Source organism: uncultured Ruminococcus sp., assembly GCA_902785355.1.
Lineage (GTDB): Bacteria > Bacillota > Clostridia > Oscillospirales > Acutalibacteraceae > Ruminococcoides.
Genome location: CACZYF010000023.1, coordinates 41,552 through 57,930, shown reverse-complemented (window position 1 = coordinate 57,930; position 16,379 = coordinate 41,552). Strand labels below are relative to the sequence as shown.

Here is a 16,379-nt window from a genome sequence, read left to right as displayed (position 1 = left end):
GCAGAACGCAGATACTCTGCTCTCTGTTTTTTATGAAGCGCTTATCAGCAGTTTACCACTTTATCACGATAAAGTCAAGCGAACCGCCCCGTATAACGGTTATTGATCCACTTCTACTACGCCCTCAAAGACCGTTGCGGCAGGACCTGTCATGACGACGGTATCGTCGGTATAACGAATCACGAGATCGCCGCCGCGCAGGCGCACGGTAACGTCGGTATTTTTGCGGCAGTAGCCGTTCAGACACGCGGCGACTACGGTCGCGCAGGCGCCGGTACCGCATGCCCAGGTCTCGCCCGAGCCGCGCTCCCATACGCGCATCTGCAAAGTATGATTATCGATCACACGAACGAACTCGGTGTTCACCCTGTCGGGAAAGGCGGGATGCTTCTCAAAGCCGGGGCCGATCTTCTCGAGTTCGAGGACGTCTACGTCCTTGACGAAGGTTACGCAGTGGGGATTGCCCATCGAAACCGCGGTGACATACCACTCACGGCCGTCAACGATCAGCGGCTTGTTGACCGCCTTACTGCCGCGGAAGTTCGCGGGAATCTCGGACGGGTTGAGGATCGCGGCGCCCATATCGACGCGAACGCTGACGACCTTACCGTCCTCTACAGAAAGCTCCAGCGTCTTGACGCCGCTGAGGGTCTCGATGGTGATGGTTGTTTTATCGGCGGAAACCAGCCCTTTATCATACACGAACTTGCCTACGCAGCGAATACCATTGCCGCACATCTTTCCCTCGCTTCCGTCGGCGTTGAAAATACGCATCTTCGCGTCCGCGACCTCGGAGGGACAGACGAGGATCACGCCGTCGCCGCCGATACCGGTACGGCGATCGGACAGAGCGATCGAAAGCGCCTCGGGATCGTCGACCTGCTGATCGAAGGTGCTGATATAGATATAGTCGTTTGATATGCCGTGCATTTTGGTAAAGCGCAGTTCCATGATAATTCCTCTTTTTACATAATATTACATACTGTTTTATTATACACATTCTCAAGGGTGAAGTCAATAATTCCGCGAGGGTTCTAACGGGTCAACAAGTCATAAACCGAGCCCAACAATGCATACGCTTTCTGTGTGAGTTTCACAAAGCTAATCGGCACGATATGGTTTTTTATTGACATTGAAACGTGAAATGGCTATACTTTAGAATGTATTACACTATCATAATGAACACGAATCGGAGGTTCCTATGATCGACGTACCGGGCATCTTTGCCTCAAATGTATTCAACGATGAGAAGCTGCGCGAGCGGCTGCCTCACGACACCTATATCAGCTACCGCGAGAGCATCGACTCCGACCAGCCACTGGATATCCATGTCGCCAACGCCGTTGCCGACGCGATGAAGGACTGGGCGATCGAGAAGGGCTGCACCCACTACACCCACTGGTTCCAGCCGATGACCGGCATCACCGCCGAGAAGCACGACAGCTTCCTGACCCCGATGGAGGACGGCCATGTGATGATGGAGTTCTCCGGCAAGGAGCTGATCAAGGGCGAGCCCGACGCTTCCTCCTTCCCGTCCGGCGGTATCCGCGCCACCTTTGAGGCGCGCGGCTACACCACATGGGATCCCACCTCCCCCGCCTTCGTCAAGGATAATACCCTGTGCATCCCGACCGCCTTCGTGTCCTATACCGGCGACGTGCTGGATAAAAAAACCCCTCTGCTGCGTTCGATGGATCGGATCAATCACGAGGCGGTACGCATCCTACACCTGTTCGGCAGGGACGACATCACCCGCGTCGACGCGACCGTCGGTCCCGAGCAGGAATACTTCCTCATCGACAAGGAGGTCTACGACTGCCGTAAGGATCTCCGCTACACCGGACGCACCCTCTTCGGTGCGCGTCCGCCCAAGGGTCAGCAGCTCGACGACCACTACTTCGGCGCGATCAAGCAGCGCGTCAAGGCGTTCATGGCGGAACTCGACGAGGAGCTGTGGAAGCTCGGCATCTACAGCAAGACCGAGCACAACGAGGTAGCGCCCGCCCAGCATGAGCTCGCGCCCATCTTCACGACCGTGAATATCGCCGCCGACCACAACCAGCTGACGATGGAGCTGATGAAGCGCATCGCCCGCAAGCACGGCATGGTCTGTCTTTTACACGAAAAGCCCTTCAAGGGCGTCAACGGCTCCGGTAAACACAATAACTGGTCTCTCTCCACCGACACCGGCGAGAATCTCTTGAAGCCCGGTAAGAAGCCCGAGGAGAACACCCAGTTCCTGCTGTTTTTGACCGCGGTCATCACGGCGGTGGACGACTATCAGGATCTGCTGCGCCTGTCCGTCGCCACGGCGGGCAACGATCACCGCTTAGGCGGCGATGAGGCGCCTCCCGCGATCATCTCGATGTTCCTCGGCGACGACCTCGAAGCGATCGTCGAAGCGATCATCAACGGCGAAGAGTACGAGAGCCAGGGCAAGGTCGTGCTGAATACCGGCGCAGAGGCGCTGCCCGAGATCCGCAAGGATACCACCGACCGCAACCGCACTTCCCCCTTTGCCTTCACGGGCAACAAATTCGAGTTCCGTTCCTTAGGCTCGGCGCTGAACATCTCCTGCCCCAACATCATGCTCAACACCATGGTCGCGGATGTACTCAGCAGCTTTTCCGACGAGCTGGAGAAGGCGGCGGATTTTGACGCCGCAGTGCGCCGCCTGATCCGCAAGAACCTCAAGAAGCACCGCCGTATCATCTTCAACGGCGACGGCTACACCGACGAGTGGGTCGCCGAAGCGGAGAATCGCGGTTTACTGAACCTGAAATCCACCCCCGACGCGCTCAAGCGCTACACCGCTAAGAAGAACATCGAGCTCTTCCGCCGCAACCACATCTTCTCCGAGAAGGAAGTCAAGGCGCGGCAGGAAATTCTGCTCGAAAACTATATCAAGATCATCGACCTCGAGGCGCTGACCATGCTGGATATGGCGAAGAAGGACATCTTCCCCGCCGTTTCCGCGTTCACCGGTGAGCTAGCCGAGACGATTGCCCGCAAGCGTGCCGTCAGCGAGAATATCCGCGTAGACAGTGAAATCAAGCTCCTGCAAAAGCTCAGCGATCTGTTAAGCAGGTTTTCCGATACCATCGACGAGCTCGACAGCAAGGTCGGCGGCGCGGCAGGCTACCGCAAGAGCATCCAGCGCCACGCGGAGTACAACGCCACCGAGGTGCTCAGCACTATGGAGCGCCTGCGTGAGATCAGCGACGAGATGGAGATGTGTACCGCCGCCGAATACTGGCCGTACCCGAGCTACGGCGAGCTGCTGTTCAGCGTGCAATCGTAAAGTCATCAGATAAAACAACGGACAGGGAAGCCCCTGTCCGGGGAGACGCAGACAGGCTGGCGCCTGTCAAGGAGCCCAACAAAGCTATACGAAATATAGCGCAATAGATGATAAAGGTTTTTATTAAGGATTAGTATTTTACGTCAAAAGGGAGGAGCAGCGCGCTCCTCCCTCTTTCATTTCATATACGATTCTGTTATAACGAGCCTAGCGATCCTCGCGGAAATACGACAGACCCAGCGCCTCGGGCGGCTGGCTCTCGCGCTTTCTGCGCATACTGTTGACGATCAGCACCAGAACGGTGATCACGTAAGGCGCCATCTTGATCAGCTCCTGAGTACTCATATCCACGGGGATGAAGGGGAAGAACTGATTCAGATAATTATGGACGATATACAGACCGCCAAAGATTATTGAGCCGATGATCGCGAAGTTCGGCTTCCAAACGGTGAAGATAACCAGCGCGATCGCCAGCCATCCGCGGTCGCCGAAGGCGTTGTTCGACCAGATACCGTTGGCGTAATCCATTACGTAGTACAATCCGCCCAGGCCGGCGATCATACTGCCTACGCAGGTGGAAACATACTTATAGCGGGTAACGTTGATGCCCGCCGCGTCAGCAGTCGCGGGGTTCTCGCCGACGGCGCGCAGGTTCAGACCGGAACGGGTCTTTTTCAGATACAGCGAGGTCACGATCGCGATGATGATCGCTAAATACGCGAGGAAGCCGTAGGACAGGAAGATCTCGCCGAACCAGCCGAGATTTGACGCGAAGGGAAGCGACGCGGAGAAGAACTTGGAGGTGACGGACAGCGTGATGGACGGAACGTCGGCGCCGACGATCTTGATCAGCGAGCCGCCGAAGAAGTTGCCCAGACCTACGCCGAAGGTAGTGATGGCGAGACCGGTCACGTTCTGGTTCGCACGCAGGGTCGTCGTCAGGAAGGAGTAGATCAGACCCATGATCAGCGAGCCGAGCAGACAGCACAGCATCGGGATCATGATCGCCAAAAAGCCGTTCGCCTGGCTCTTGTCCGCGAGAGAATTCTCATACAAAAACGCGCCGATAACGCCGGAGATACCGCCGACATACATAACGCCGGGGATACCGAGGTTGAGGTTTCCGCTTTTCTCGGTGACGATCTCACCGGTCGCGCCGAAGAGTAGCGGGATACCCTGCATGATAGCGCGGTGGATAAATGCAGCGACCATTATGCTTCAACCTCCTTTGCGCGTTTTTGGATCTTGTAGTTGATAAAGAACTCGGAACCGATGATGAAGAAGATGATGATGCCGGTGATGATATCCGAGAAAGAGGAGTTCAAGCCGAACTGGGTCGAGATCTCGATCGCGCCCTTCTGCATAAAGACGATCAGGAGCGACGTGACGACCATGAACAGCGGGTTGAACTTTGCGAGCCACGATACCATGATCGCGGTGAAGCCTCTGCCGCCCGCGGTATCGGGGTTGATGGTGTGGTCGGTACCGGAGACCAGCAGCATACCGGCTACGCCGCACAGCGCGCCGGAGATGATCATGGTACGGATGATGACCTTCTTGACGTTGATGCCGGCGTACTTCGCGGTATTCTCGCTTTCGCCGACGACGGAGATCTCGTAGCCCTGCTTGCTGTACTTGAGGTAGAAGTACATCATAATCGTCAGGGCGGCGACGATCAGCACGTTGAGCATATAGCCGTATTTATCGACCGACGAGGGCAGCTCCAGCCAGCCCGCGTGGGTATCGTTGTTGATGGTATTGATAACGTTGTTGCCCTTGTTGGACGACCAGATATAGGTGAAGTAGCTGACGATCTGGATCGCGATATAGTTCATCATCAGGGTGAAGAGGGTCTCGTTGGTGTTCCAGAACGCCTTGAAGACCGCGGGGATCAAGCCCCAGATCGCGCCGCATAAAATGCTGACGACGATGACCAGCAGCAGTACGACGGGCGCGGGAAGCTTGTTGCCGAAGAGGATCATGCAGGCGGTAGCGCCCAGACCTCCCATCAGCACCTGACCCTCACCGCCGATGTTCCAGAAGCGCATCTTAAAAGCCGGGGTAAGCGCCAGCGATACGCACAGCAGCATCGCGATACCCTGCAGTAGCGCCCAGAAACGGCGGGGTGAGCCGAACGAGCCCTTGAACATGGTCGCGTAGATCTGGATCGGATTATCGCCCGTTACAAGGACGATGATCACCGCACAGACGATCAGCGAAGCGAGTACGGAGAGGATTCGGATCAGCCACGACTTCCATATGGGCATATCCGTCCGCCTGACGATATGGAACAGCGGCTCCTTGCCGGTGCTCTTGGTTATGGTTGCCATCATGCCTCATCCTCCTTCTTTGAGTCGTCGATATGGGTCATCAGCAGACCGACTTCCTCCTTGGTGACGGTTCTGCCGTCCACGATGCCGTTGAGCTTACCGCCGCACAGAACGGCGATACGGTCGCACAGCGCGATCAGAACATCCAGATCCTCGCCGACATAGATAACGGCGGAGCCCTTCTTCTTCTGCTCGTTGAGGAGGCGATAGATCGTGTAGGACGTATTGATATCCAGTCCGCGCACGGCGTAAGCCGCCATCAGTACCTTCGGATCGGAGGCGATCTCACGGCCGACCAGCACCTTCTGGACGTTACCGCCGGAGAGCTTGCGGACAGGGGTATTGATATTGGGGGTGACGACCTCGAGCTCTTCCTTGACCTTTGTCGCGAGGTCGCGGGGCGTCTTTCGGTCGGTGAAGATGATACTACCCTTCTGATAGGAGCGGAGCATCATGTTGTCGGACATACCCATCGTACCGACCAGACCCATGCCCAGACGATCCTCGGGGACGAAGGAGAGCGCAACGCCCATCTTCTTGATCTCGCTGACGGATTTACCGATCAGCTCCTCGGTCTCGCCCTTCTCGATGTCGTTATAGGTGATCGAAGAGCCCGCCTCCGCTTTCTGCAGACCGGCGATCGCCTCGAGCAGCTGCTTCTGACCGGAGCCGGAGATGCCCGCGATACCGAGGATCTCGCCGCCGTAAGCGTCGAAGCTCACGTCGTCCAGCGCCTTGACGCCGTATTTATCGAGACAGGTCAGGTGGCTGACGGAGAGGAGCAGGGGTCTGTCCTCGATCAGGGGACGCTCGATATCGAGCTCGACCTTCGCGCCGACCATCATATCGGTCAGCGACTGGACGGACGCTTCAGAGGTCTTGACGTCGCCGATAAACTCGCCCTTTCTGAGGATCGCTACGCGGTCGGAGATCGCGAGCACCTCGTTGAGCTTATGGGTGATGATGATGATCGACTTGCCGTCCGCCTTCATATTGCGCAGTACCGCAAAGAGCTTATCGGTCTCCTGCGGGGTCAGTACGGCGGTAGGCTCGTCCAAAATCAGGATATTCGCGCCGCGGTACAGGGTCTTGACGATCTCCAGCGTCTGCTTCTGCGATACGGTCATGTTATAGACCTTCTGCTTCGGGTCGATATCGAAGCCGTATCTGTCACAGATATCGGCGATCGCCTTCGCGATCTCCTTAGCGCCGCCGGTGGTCTTTTTATCCATTCCCAACGCAACATTCTCGGTCGCGGTAAAGACGTCGACCAGCTTGAAGTGCTGATGGATCATGCCGATACCCAGATCGAAGGCGTCCTTCGGCGAGGTGATGTGTACCTCGTTACCGTCGACATAGATCACGCCGGAATCCTGACGGTAGATGCCCGAGAGCATATTCATCAGGGTCGTCTTACCGGAGCCGTTCTCGCCGAGAAGCGCCAGGATCTCACCGCGCATGATATCCATGGAAACGTCCTTGTTGGCGACGACCTTGCTGCCGAACGCCTTGGTGATATGGCGCAGGCTTACGGCAGGTGTTTGCTTATCCAATGTTTTACCCCCTCATTGTTTTTGTGAACCGTTAAACAGTGATCAGTGATCAGCGTTCACGTCAGCCGGCTCAATGCGGCTCTAAAACCGCTGACCGTTGATCACTAACCACTATTTTCATAAACCACGTAAAGGGAAGCCGAAAAAGGCTTCCCTTTACCGATTAAAATAAGTCTGATTAGAACGCGGTGTTCAGCAGGGTGATACCGTCGATATCAAGATCAAAGTAAGGAGCGGAACGGAACTCGGACTCGTGGAAGTAACCGTCGGAGATTACCTCGGTGTCGGGAGTATAAGCCTCGTCGGTATCGACGTCTGCCTTGTAAGAGGTCAGAGTCTCGCCCTTTACGGTGAAGGTAGCGGTATCGAATACATGGATGCTGCCGTCCTCAAGGCCCTTCTGGACCTCAGCGATCTTCTCGGCGGTACCGGGAGCGGCAGCCTTATCGTTGATCTCGCTCAGAGCGACGGACTTGGTAGCCAGGGTGCCGGTCCAGTCAGCGTCGATCTTATCGCCGTTCATCGCAGCCTTGATCGCGAGCTCCATGTAGGGAGTCCAGTCGATTCTGGAAGAGATGATGAAGGTGTTGGGGCAGGAGCTTACGGTAGAACCGTTGTAGGAAACGTCGGGAACGCCCGCGTTCTCACAAGCGGTCGGAGCGCCCATGGAGTCGGCATGCTGAGAGAGCAGGACGCACTTGTTGTTGATCAGAGTGGTAGCAGCTTCCTTCTCCAGGGTCTCGTCATACCAGGAGCCGGTGAACTGGACTTCCATGGTAGCGGTGGGGCATACGGAACGAGCGCCGAGGAAGAAGGAGGTGTAGCCGGACTTAACCTCTGCATAGGTGTAAGCGCCTACATAACCGATCTTCGCCTCTTCGGCAGTGATCTTGCCCTCTTCGATCATCTGGTTGAGCTTCAGACCCGCGGCAACGCCGGCGAGGTAACGGCCCTCATAGATGGAAGCAAAAGCATTGTGGAAGTTATCGAGGCCCTCGGTGTGAGCCTTGGTGCCGGTAGCGTGGCAGAACTGTACGTCCGGGCACTCCTTAGCGGCAGCGATCATAAAGTCCTCATGACCGAAGGAATCGGCGAATACCATGCCGCAGCCCTGATCGGCAAGATCCAGAGCGGCTTCCTTACACTCGTTGGACTCGGGGATGTTGGTCTTGATGATGCACTCTACGCCCAGGTTCTCACAAGCAGCCTTAGCAGCATTGATGAAGTTGAGGTCATAGGTAGAGTTCTCGTCATGCAGGAAGATGAAGCCGGCCTTGAAACCGGTAGCAGCGGGCTTCTGATCAGCGGTAGAAGCGGTGTCAGCGGTGCCCTTGTTGTCAGTCTTGCTGTTGTTGTTGGCATTGTTGTTGCCGCCGCAAGCAGCGAGAGCGCCGCAAACGAACAGAACAGCAAGAAGCATTGCAATAATCTTTCTCATTTTTTCCTCCAATTATTATAACTAGGATATTTTTGCCCCGAATGATCGGAGCAAGCCTACACGTCAATTATACATAATCCGCCATTCCTTGGCAATTGCAAATACTGTCAAATTTGCTTTTTTCAGATCGGCTTATTTTATCATTTTTAACAAGATATGAACGATATTTCTCTCCGAGAAAAATACTTATTTCTTCACGAGCATTTTACGTGTTTTTCTTGCATGTCGCTTTTGAAAGCGATATAATCAAGGTAAATCATCTTCCATTAAGGAGGGAGCCCATGAACAGCATGATCCTTCACGGCGATATCTGTTACAGCGCCGATCAAAATACGCTTATCACCCGTCTCGACAGCTACCTTGTCTGTGTTGATGGCATTTGCAAGGGCATTTACGATAAGATACCCGAGGAACACGCGCAGCTCCCGCTTCACGATCACGGCAAAAAGCTGATTATCCCGGGACTGATCGATCTGCACACCCACGCGCCGCAGTACGCCTTCCGCGGGCTTGGCATGGATCGTGAGCTGCTCGAGTGGCTCAGCACCTACGCCTTCCCCGAGGAGGCGAAGTACAGCGATCTTGCTTATGCCGACCGCGCCTATACGATCTTTACCGAAGGAATGAAGCGCAGCGCCACCACCCGCGTTGTCGTCTTCGGCACTATGCACCGGGAAGCCACAAAGCTGCTTATGGATAAGCTGGATCGTACCGGCATCGTCAGCTATGTCGGCAAAGTCAACATGGATCGCAACGCCCCCAATACCCTCCGCGAAGCTTCCGCAGAGGCGTCGATCAAAGATACCGAGCGGTTCATCAAGGAAACCTCGAACAAATATCGGAACACGCAGCCGATCATCACCCCGCGCTTCATCCCTTCCTGCACCGACGAGCTGATGGAGGGACTCGGCAGGCTTGCCGCGCAGTATCGGATCCCCGTACAGTCGCACCTGAGCGAGAACCCCGGCGAGATCGCATGGGTACGCGAGCTGTGTCCGTGGGCGGAGAACTACGGCGCGGCCTACGAACGCTTCGGACTCTTCGGCAAACCGCAAAAAACCGTCATGGCGCACTGCGTCTACTCCGACGACCGCGAGATCGCGATGATGAAAGAGAACGGCGTGTTCATCGCCCACTGTCCCGCCTCCAACATGAACGTCGCCTCGGGCATCGCGCCCATCCGCCGCTATCTCAGCGAAGGACTGCGCGTCGGATTAGGCTCCGACCTCGCGGGCGGTCAGACAGAGAGCCTCTTCACCGCGATGGTCGAAGCATTACAGGTCAGCCGCCTGTACTGGCGGCTCGTCGACAGCACGGCGACCCCGCTGAACGTCGCCGAGGTGTTCTACATGACGACCAAGGGCGGCGGTGAGTTTTTCGGTAAGGTCGGATCATTTGAGGACGGTTACGAGTGCGACGCCGTCGTCATCGATGACAGCCTCCTCCCTACCCCCCGACCCCTGACCGTACAAGAGCGCCTCGAGCGCGCGATCTACCTCGGCGGCGATGTCAAGGCGCTTTCGGCAAAATATTGCCGGGGAAAACAGATCGAGCTGTCCGCGTAAAGCTTAAAGCGATCGGTACGGGCGTTTCGTCGTATTGTAGGGGCTGAATTGTTTCAGCTCGGCGCGAAGCGCAACAGGATGAGCGTTGTAATAACACTTAGAGAAAGCACGGCATCCGTGAACGCGGACGCTGTGTTTTCTTTTGTCCAAAGACAAATTCCCTATATATAATATATAGAAAGCGGAACACCGCCAAATCTTACGGCGTTGTCACCCAATATTCATAATTGCGTAGAAGAATGTTAACAGCTGCGTAACAGTTATTTCTCAAAACGCATTAAACGCCGTTTTTAGTTCTTGTCGAGAATTGTCAAAACTTATCCCGATGGCTCTTTTTTCCAAAATCAAATTAAAGGTTACAGGTTGTAACCTGTCGAAATCAGGCATCTTTTTGTATATTTTGTATATAACTATGAATAAATTCTTAATTTTATTAGCATTATCACAATATTTTCCCTGAAATACTTGATATTGGAATAATTCTCTGCTATAATAATGACAGTTTTGTTACCAACCCAATTTAAAACACACATCTCGTCACTGCTTTTGAATACAAATTTGTAATAATTCCATATACAATATATAGTATTCATCGGCAGCACCGACAGATGATATGGAGGTTTCTTATGAAAACGTTTAAGAAAATCATTTCACTTTTGATGGTCGCCGCTGTCATCGCCACCATCTGCGTCGTCAGTACGGTATCTTCCGGCGCTTCCGGTACCGGCGCAGGTCTGGCGGAATGGGCTCTGAAGGCCTACAATGAAGGCTGGAGCTACGTATGGGGCGGCGACACACCCGGCGCGGTAGACTGTTCCGGTATGATCACCTCTTACTGCGGCGGCAATAGAACCAGCATGCTCTCCGACGCTCAGGAGCACGGCAGAGACTGGGGTTATGTCAGCAGCGGTATCCCCCGCGTTCACGGCTTAGGCCTTTCCCGTCCCGGCCATGTCGGCGTTTACATTGCTGACGGCATGGAGGTCGACGCTCGCGGCAGCGCTTACGGCGTATGCTACCAGCAGATCGGCGAGAATGGCTACAACAACTGGGACTGCTGGTTCAAGCTCACCGCTGTCAGCTATCCCGAGAACGGCTGGGAGTCCTTCAACGGCGACAGCTACTACTATGAGAACGGCGAGTACATCGTCAACACCTCGAGAACCATCGACGGTGTAACCTATTACTTTGATTCCACCGGTCGAAGCGACACCACTCCCTCCTCCACCGCTTCTTCCTCTTCATCCTCCTCTTCCTCTTCTTCCAAGAAGACCGAGAGCAACGGCCCTCTGCAGAAGGGCTCCACCGGCTCCAAGGTCGAGAAGCTCCAGGAAAGACTGGCTGAGCTCGGCTACTACACCGGCGAGATCGACGGCGACTTCGGCGAGAACACCGAGAAGGCGTTCAAGCTGTTCCAGAAGACCATCGGTCTGTATGTTGACGGTATCGCAGGTTCCGACACCGATTACCTCTATGCCGACGACGCTCCCGCTTATGTAAAGGAAGAAAAGAAGGCTGAGACCAAGACCGAGACCGCAGAAACCGAGACTGAGCCCGAGACCACTGAGATCGCTGAGGATAAGGCTGACCTTGCCGAGACCGGCGCGATCATCGAGCCCACCGAGGCTGAATTCAAGATGGCATTAGGCGACTACAGCGACGATATCGCTCTGGTACAGGCTCGTCTGATCGAGCTGGGCTATCTCAGCGGCACTGCCGACGGTGAATTCGGCTCCGCTACCGAGGAGGCTGTCAAGAGCTTCCAGACCGCTAACGGCTTAGAGGCGAGCGGTATCATCGATCAGGACGCGTATGACCTGATCTTCTCCGACGGCGCTGTGAAGAACACTGTCCCCGAGACCGAGGATACCGACGCTCAGACGACTGCTGTCGGCTCCACTGCTGTCGCCGCGACCCCCAACACTCCCAAGGAAGCGAACCAGGGTCTGACAGCGAGCAAGAGCGCAGGCACCACCGCCAACAACGCGGCTCCCGCCAACACCGGCGCAGCTCCCAACACTGAGGTCGAGAAGAAGACCACTGAGCTCTCCTCCAAGGGCGTAGCTGCGGTCACCGACTCTCCCCTCTTCAAGCGCGGCGATAACGCCACCAACTTCCAGTTCATCATCTGGCTGGTTATCATGATCGCCGTCATGCTGATCGCGTTCACTGTTGTTTACGCGATCGAGAAGAAAAAGCAGCAGACCGGCAGAAGATTCCAGGCATAATCAAATCAACATCAAAAGCGGTACGGCGATCGTACCGCTTTTTTGTTTGTGTATCAGACTGATACTGCCACGCCATGACCTGCGGTCGTTCCTCACAACAACAATTGCATTTGATAAATGAACCTTTTCCCCTTTTAAACGCTCTAATAGTCAGAATCGAGATTCTGAAAGTTTAATTTAGGAGCAATCATTATGAAAGAAAAACTGCAAAATGCCTTCAAGCCCGCGCCGGAGCGCTTCCGCTATACCGTGAGCGAAGCGGCGCGCGAGGCGACCTCTCTCCCCTCTCCCGCAAAGCACCGCATCGGCAAGGGTTGGCGCGTCGCAATCGCCGTTCTGCTGATCGCGGCACTGATCCCGACGGCGGTGATCGGCGCCGGCAAGCTCTATGAGCTGATCGCACAGCCCGTCGACAACTACGGTCTGTCGATCGGCAGGGACAACGCGACCGCCGCTGAGGATTATCCCGAATACGTCAAGATGCACGTCGAGATCCCCGAGGGCTTCGCCGCCGTCCCCAACACCGACGACCTGAAATACTGCAGCCTCACGGCAGATACGCCCTATACCAACGGCTTCTCCCTTTTCCCGATGCGAGCCGAAAGCACGGATCAGAAAGCGTATATCGCCAACGTGAAGGATTGTACGGAGCGGATGATCAACGGCCATCAGGCGTACGAGGTCCGCATCACCAACGTCAAGGGTACATACGATCGGCTGTACGTTTACTTCGAGGACGTTAATGTCATGCTGTTGATCTACCATTCGAATATCACCGAACAACAGCTCAACGACTTTGTCAGCGGAATCAGCTTTACCGAGGGAACTGTCGGCGATCATACAGAACTGTATAAGCCGTATGATGAACGACAGGATTCTAAGGCCACATACAAATACGATGAAGCGTTCATAGAAAAATCGCTCGAAACCAAGCTGATCTTCAAGGCATACTCTCACGAAAAGCAGGATGAAAGCCTGCGTTATACCGCTCAGATCTCCGACGTCCGCATCACAGACACCATCGACAGTCTGGATAAAAGCTGTTTCAACGAGAGCCGTCCGAGTACCGAGATCGCGGATGCAAACGGAAACCTTAAGCCAAAGGAGTTTATCACCTTCAACGAGGGCGACGGATTCTCGTCCACCTACGAAGAGCTGAGCCGCGAGAATAAGGAGCAGCGGCTGATCTTGACCGAAATCACCTTCGAAAATCTCAGCGATGAGGATATCGAGCTGTATATCCCCTACGGCTTAAGTGTGATGAATCGTAACGGCGACAGCTTTACGCACGCCGAGACGATCGATCCCGACAACCGCACCTACAGCAGCGAATGCTGTGATACCGAGATCACCTATCTGTCGCCTCACGGTGAGGGCAAGAGCTTCTATATCCCCACACTCCGCGCGAAAGAAAAACTGATCGTTACCGTAGGCATCCTCTGTAATGCCGATATGCTCGACCGCGCTTATCTCACGATCAACGGGATCAGCAGTATCGTCGAGCCCGCCCACGAAGGCACAGGTGACTATACCACCTATCTGTTCAAGGTACAAAATGATGCTTGACAACAAGAGCTTTGAGACGCTCGTCACGGCACAGACCGAGACCCTCTACCGCGTGTCGATGGCAATGCTCAAAAACGAGTACGACGCGCAGGACGCGGTGCATGAGGCGATCCTGAAAGCCTACGAGAACCGCGGCAGGCTGAAAAACGAACAGTACTTCAGCACATGGCTGGTACGCATCCTGATCAATCAATGTCACAAGGCGCTCAGACAGCGCAGGCGCTTCACCGATACCGGGGAGATCCTCCCCGGTATCGCGTCGCGGGATGATCCATACCTGTCCGTCGAGGTCGGTGCGGCGATCGACGCACTGCCCGAGAAGCTGAGGATAACGGTCATCCTGTTTTATGTTGAAGATTATTCGATTAAAGAAATAAAAGAGATTCTCCGCATCCCCGAGGGAACCGTCAAGAGCCGCTTAAACAAAGCCCGCGCCCTCCTTCGCGAATCGCTGGGCGAGGCGTAAATAAAGCTGATATCCCTCATAGCCGACATACCTTTTCACAACATAACACCATAACACAAAAGCTCCCGAATCGTATGACTCGGGAGCTTTCTTATCAAGCAAAATAGATATTGAGATTATTCCTCGGCAGGGATGTCGCCGGTGCAGTGGGGGCACTTGGTAGCGTTGATGTTGACTTCCTCACAGCAATGGGGGCACTTCTTGGTAGTGGGTGCCGCCTCTTCCTCTTTCTTCTTGCCGATGGACATCACCTTGTTGATCGCCTTGACCATCAGGAAGATGATCAGCGCCATGATCAGGAAGTTGATGATCGCGGTGATGAAAGCGCCGTAACGGATATCTACGTTGCCGACCTTCGCGACCATGTCGGAGAAGTCGACGTCGCCGATCAGACCGATCAGCGGAGAGATGATGTCGTCGGTCAGGGAGGTTACGATCGCACCGAACGCACCGCCGATGATAACGCCGACAGCGAGATCCATGACGTTACCGCGCATGATGAATTCCTTAAATTCGCCAAAAAACTTTTTCAATGTTCTGCACTCCTTTTTATTTCTTTATCGGAATTAACCGACAGTATAGACTATTTGGTATAGGTGATCCTCCTCGCTTTGCGGGGAAGCTGTAGGTCATCAGATCCAAACACGGTGATACAAGCGCCTCCGACTGCCGCAGTGCTGCACAGTATGGCGTATTATGACACGCGTGTCGCCTTATGAAAGACCTTCTTGCCCTTCTTGATGATGACGTGACCCTTCTCGAAGGCGGATTTCTCGATCTTTAAGAACATATCGGTGATCTTCTCGTCGTCTACCGATATGCCGCCCTGCTGGATCAGGCGCTTGCCCTCGCCCTTGGAGGCGATCAGCTTACACTTTGCGAGCAGGTCGAGGATCGCGATACCGTCGTCGGTGAAGTCGTCGTCGGTCAACTCGGTGGTAGGCATGTTGTCGGTATTCGCACCGCCGCCGAAGAGCGCGCGTGCGCCCTCCTGCGCCTTGTTCGCCTCTTCCTCGCCGTGGATCATCTTGGTCAGCTCGAAGGCGAGGATCTCCTTCGCCTTGTTCAGCTCGGAGCCCTCAAGCTTAGAAAGCTCGTCGATCTGCTCGAGCGGCAGGAAGGTCAGCATCTTAAGGCACTTGATGACGTCGGCGTCGTCGACGTTGCGCCAGTACTGGTAGAACTCGAAGGGAGTGGTCTTCTCCGCGTCGAGCCACACAGCGCCCTTCTGGGTCTTGCCCATCTTCTTACCCTCGGAGTTGAGGAGCAGGTTGATGGTCATGGCGTAAGCGTCCTTACCGAGCTTCTTGCGGATCAGCTCGGTACCGCCGAGCATGTTGCTCCACTGGTCGTCGCCGCCGAACTGCATGTTGCAGCCGTATTTCTGATACAGAGCATAGAAATCGTAGCTCTGCATGATCATGTAGTTGAACTCGAGGAACGAGAGACCCTTCTCCATGCGCTGCTTGTAGCACTCGGCACGCAGCATATTGTTGACGGAGAAGCACGCGCCGACCTCACGGAGCAGCTCAACGTAGTTGAGGTCGAGCAGCCAGTCGGCGTTGTTGACCATCAGCGCCTTGCCGTCGGAGAAGTCGATGAACTTCGACATCTGCTTCTTGAAGCACTCGCAGTTATGGGCGATGGTCTCCTTGGTCATCATCTGGCGCATGTCGGTTCTGCCCGAGGGGTCGCCGATCATGCCGGTGCCGCCGCCGACGAGGGCGATCGGCTTGTTGCCGGCAAGCTGCAGACGCTTCATCAGGCACAGCGCCATGAAATGTCCGACGTGCAGGCTGTCGGCAGTCGGGTCGAAGCCGATATAGAACACCGCCTTGCCCGTATTGACTAATTCTCTGATTTCTTTTTCGTCGGTAACCTGCGCGATCAGACCGCGGGCTACCAGCTCTTCATATACTCCCAAAGGTTTTC

The 16,379-nt window shown here is 55.0% G+C and carries 12 protein-coding genes; 5 read left to right on the top strand and 7 right to left on the bottom strand.

The features are described from left to right. Positions 1-99: 99 nt before the first annotated feature. Positions 100-951, bottom strand: a complete 852-nt coding sequence (dapF, locus tag R2I50_RS06730; protein ID WP_316608392.1) for a diaminopimelate epimerase — start codon at positions 949-951, stop codon at positions 100-102. A 250-nt stretch (positions 952-1,201) separates the two neighbouring features. On the opposite strand from dapF, the gene R2I50_RS06725 reads away from it, so the two are divergent. Continuing rightward, complete coding sequence (locus R2I50_RS06725; protein ID WP_316608391.1) at positions 1,202-3,301, top strand: glutamine synthetase III; 2,100 nt, start codon at positions 1,202-1,204, stop codon at positions 3,299-3,301. 207 nt (positions 3,302-3,508) lie between these two features. Here R2I50_RS06725 and R2I50_RS06720 read toward each other — a convergent pair whose 3' ends face one another. The 4 genes from R2I50_RS06720 to R2I50_RS06705 form a co-directional block, all read right to left on the bottom strand. Further along, positions 3,509-4,513 carry an ABC transporter permease gene (locus tag R2I50_RS06720; protein ID WP_316608390.1) on the bottom strand — a complete coding sequence of 335 codons (1,005 nt, stop codon included), beginning with the start codon at positions 4,511-4,513 and terminating at the stop codon, positions 3,509-3,511. Further along, entirely contained in the window at positions 4,513-5,634 is a 1,122-nt protein-coding gene (locus R2I50_RS06715) for an ABC transporter permease (RefSeq protein WP_316608389.1), read from the bottom strand. Before R2I50_RS06715 ends, R2I50_RS06720 begins: the two co-directional genes overlap by 1 nt. Continuing rightward, positions 5,631-7,184 carry an ABC transporter ATP-binding protein gene (locus R2I50_RS06710; RefSeq protein WP_316608388.1) on the bottom strand — a complete coding sequence of 518 codons (1,554 nt, stop codon included), beginning with the start codon at positions 7,182-7,184 and terminating at the stop codon, positions 5,631-5,633. Before R2I50_RS06710 ends, R2I50_RS06715 begins: the two co-directional genes overlap by 4 nt. Before the next feature lie 178 nt (positions 7,185-7,362). After that, a complete protein-coding gene (locus R2I50_RS06705) occupies positions 7,363-8,622 on the bottom strand; it encodes a BMP family ABC transporter substrate-binding protein (RefSeq protein WP_316608387.1) in 1,260 nt (419 codons plus the stop codon). Positions 8,623-8,903: 281 nt separating this feature from the next. On the opposite strand from R2I50_RS06705, the gene R2I50_RS06700 reads away from it, so the two are divergent. From R2I50_RS06700 to R2I50_RS06685, 4 genes are all read left to right on the top strand, one after another. After that, the gene (locus R2I50_RS06700; RefSeq protein WP_316608386.1) at positions 8,904-10,187 is read left to right on the top strand and encodes an amidohydrolase family protein; all 1,284 of its coding nucleotides are present in this window, start codon (positions 8,904-8,906) and stop codon (positions 10,185-10,187) included. A gap of 626 nt (positions 10,188-10,813) precedes the next feature. Continuing rightward, the gene (locus R2I50_RS06695) at positions 10,814-12,415 is read left to right on the top strand and encodes a peptidoglycan-binding protein (protein WP_316608385.1); all 1,602 of its coding nucleotides are present in this window, start codon (positions 10,814-10,816) and stop codon (positions 12,413-12,415) included. 192 nt (positions 12,416-12,607) lie between these two features. Next, the gene (locus tag R2I50_RS06690) at positions 12,608-13,981 is read left to right on the top strand and encodes a hypothetical protein (protein ID WP_316608384.1); all 1,374 of its coding nucleotides are present in this window, start codon (positions 12,608-12,610) and stop codon (positions 13,979-13,981) included. Beyond that, complete coding sequence (locus R2I50_RS06685; protein ID WP_316608383.1) at positions 13,971-14,447, top strand: sigma-70 family RNA polymerase sigma factor; 477 nt, start codon at positions 13,971-13,973, stop codon at positions 14,445-14,447. Before R2I50_RS06690 ends, R2I50_RS06685 begins: the two co-directional genes overlap by 11 nt. A 116-nt stretch (positions 14,448-14,563) precedes the next feature. On the opposite strand, the gene mscL is transcribed toward R2I50_RS06685, so the two are convergent. Continuing rightward, the gene (mscL, locus tag R2I50_RS06680) at positions 14,564-14,980 is read right to left on the bottom strand and encodes a large conductance mechanosensitive channel protein MscL (RefSeq protein WP_316608382.1); all 417 of its coding nucleotides are present in this window, start codon (positions 14,978-14,980) and stop codon (positions 14,564-14,566) included. Between the two features lie 161 nt (positions 14,981-15,141). Then, positions 15,142-16,371, bottom strand: coding sequence for a tyrosine--tRNA ligase (tyrS, locus tag R2I50_RS06675; RefSeq protein WP_316608381.1), 1,230 nt, complete (start codon positions 16,369-16,371; stop codon positions 15,142-15,144). Between the last annotated feature and the right edge of the window lie 8 nt (positions 16,372-16,379).

Coding starts and splice junctions, on each gene's coding strand:
- R2I50_RS06705 (WP_316608387.1), bottom strand. CDS start 8,622: ATGAGAAAGATTATTGCAATGCTTCTTGCTGTTCTGTTCGTTTGCGGC.
- R2I50_RS06695 (WP_316608385.1), top strand. CDS start 10,814: ATGAAAACGTTTAAGAAAATCATTTCACTTTTGATGGTCGCCGCTGTC.
- R2I50_RS06725 (WP_316608391.1), top strand. CDS start 1,202: ATGATCGACGTACCGGGCATCTTTGCCTCAAATGTATTCAACGATGAG.
- R2I50_RS06715 (WP_316608389.1), bottom strand. CDS start 5,634: ATGATGGCAACCATAACCAAGAGCACCGGCAAGGAGCCGCTGTTCCAT.
- R2I50_RS06700 (WP_316608386.1), top strand. CDS start 8,904: ATGAACAGCATGATCCTTCACGGCGATATCTGTTACAGCGCCGATCAA.
- R2I50_RS06690 (WP_316608384.1), top strand. CDS start 12,608: ATGAAAGAAAAACTGCAAAATGCCTTCAAGCCCGCGCCGGAGCGCTTC.
- R2I50_RS06720 (WP_316608390.1), bottom strand. CDS start 4,513: ATGGTCGCTGCATTTATCCACCGCGCTATCATGCAGGGTATCCCGCTA.
- dapF (WP_316608392.1), bottom strand. CDS start 951: ATGGAACTGCGCTTTACCAAAATGCACGGCATATCAAACGACTATATC.
- R2I50_RS06685 (WP_316608383.1), top strand. CDS start 13,971: ATGATGCTTGACAACAAGAGCTTTGAGACGCTCGTCACGGCACAGACC.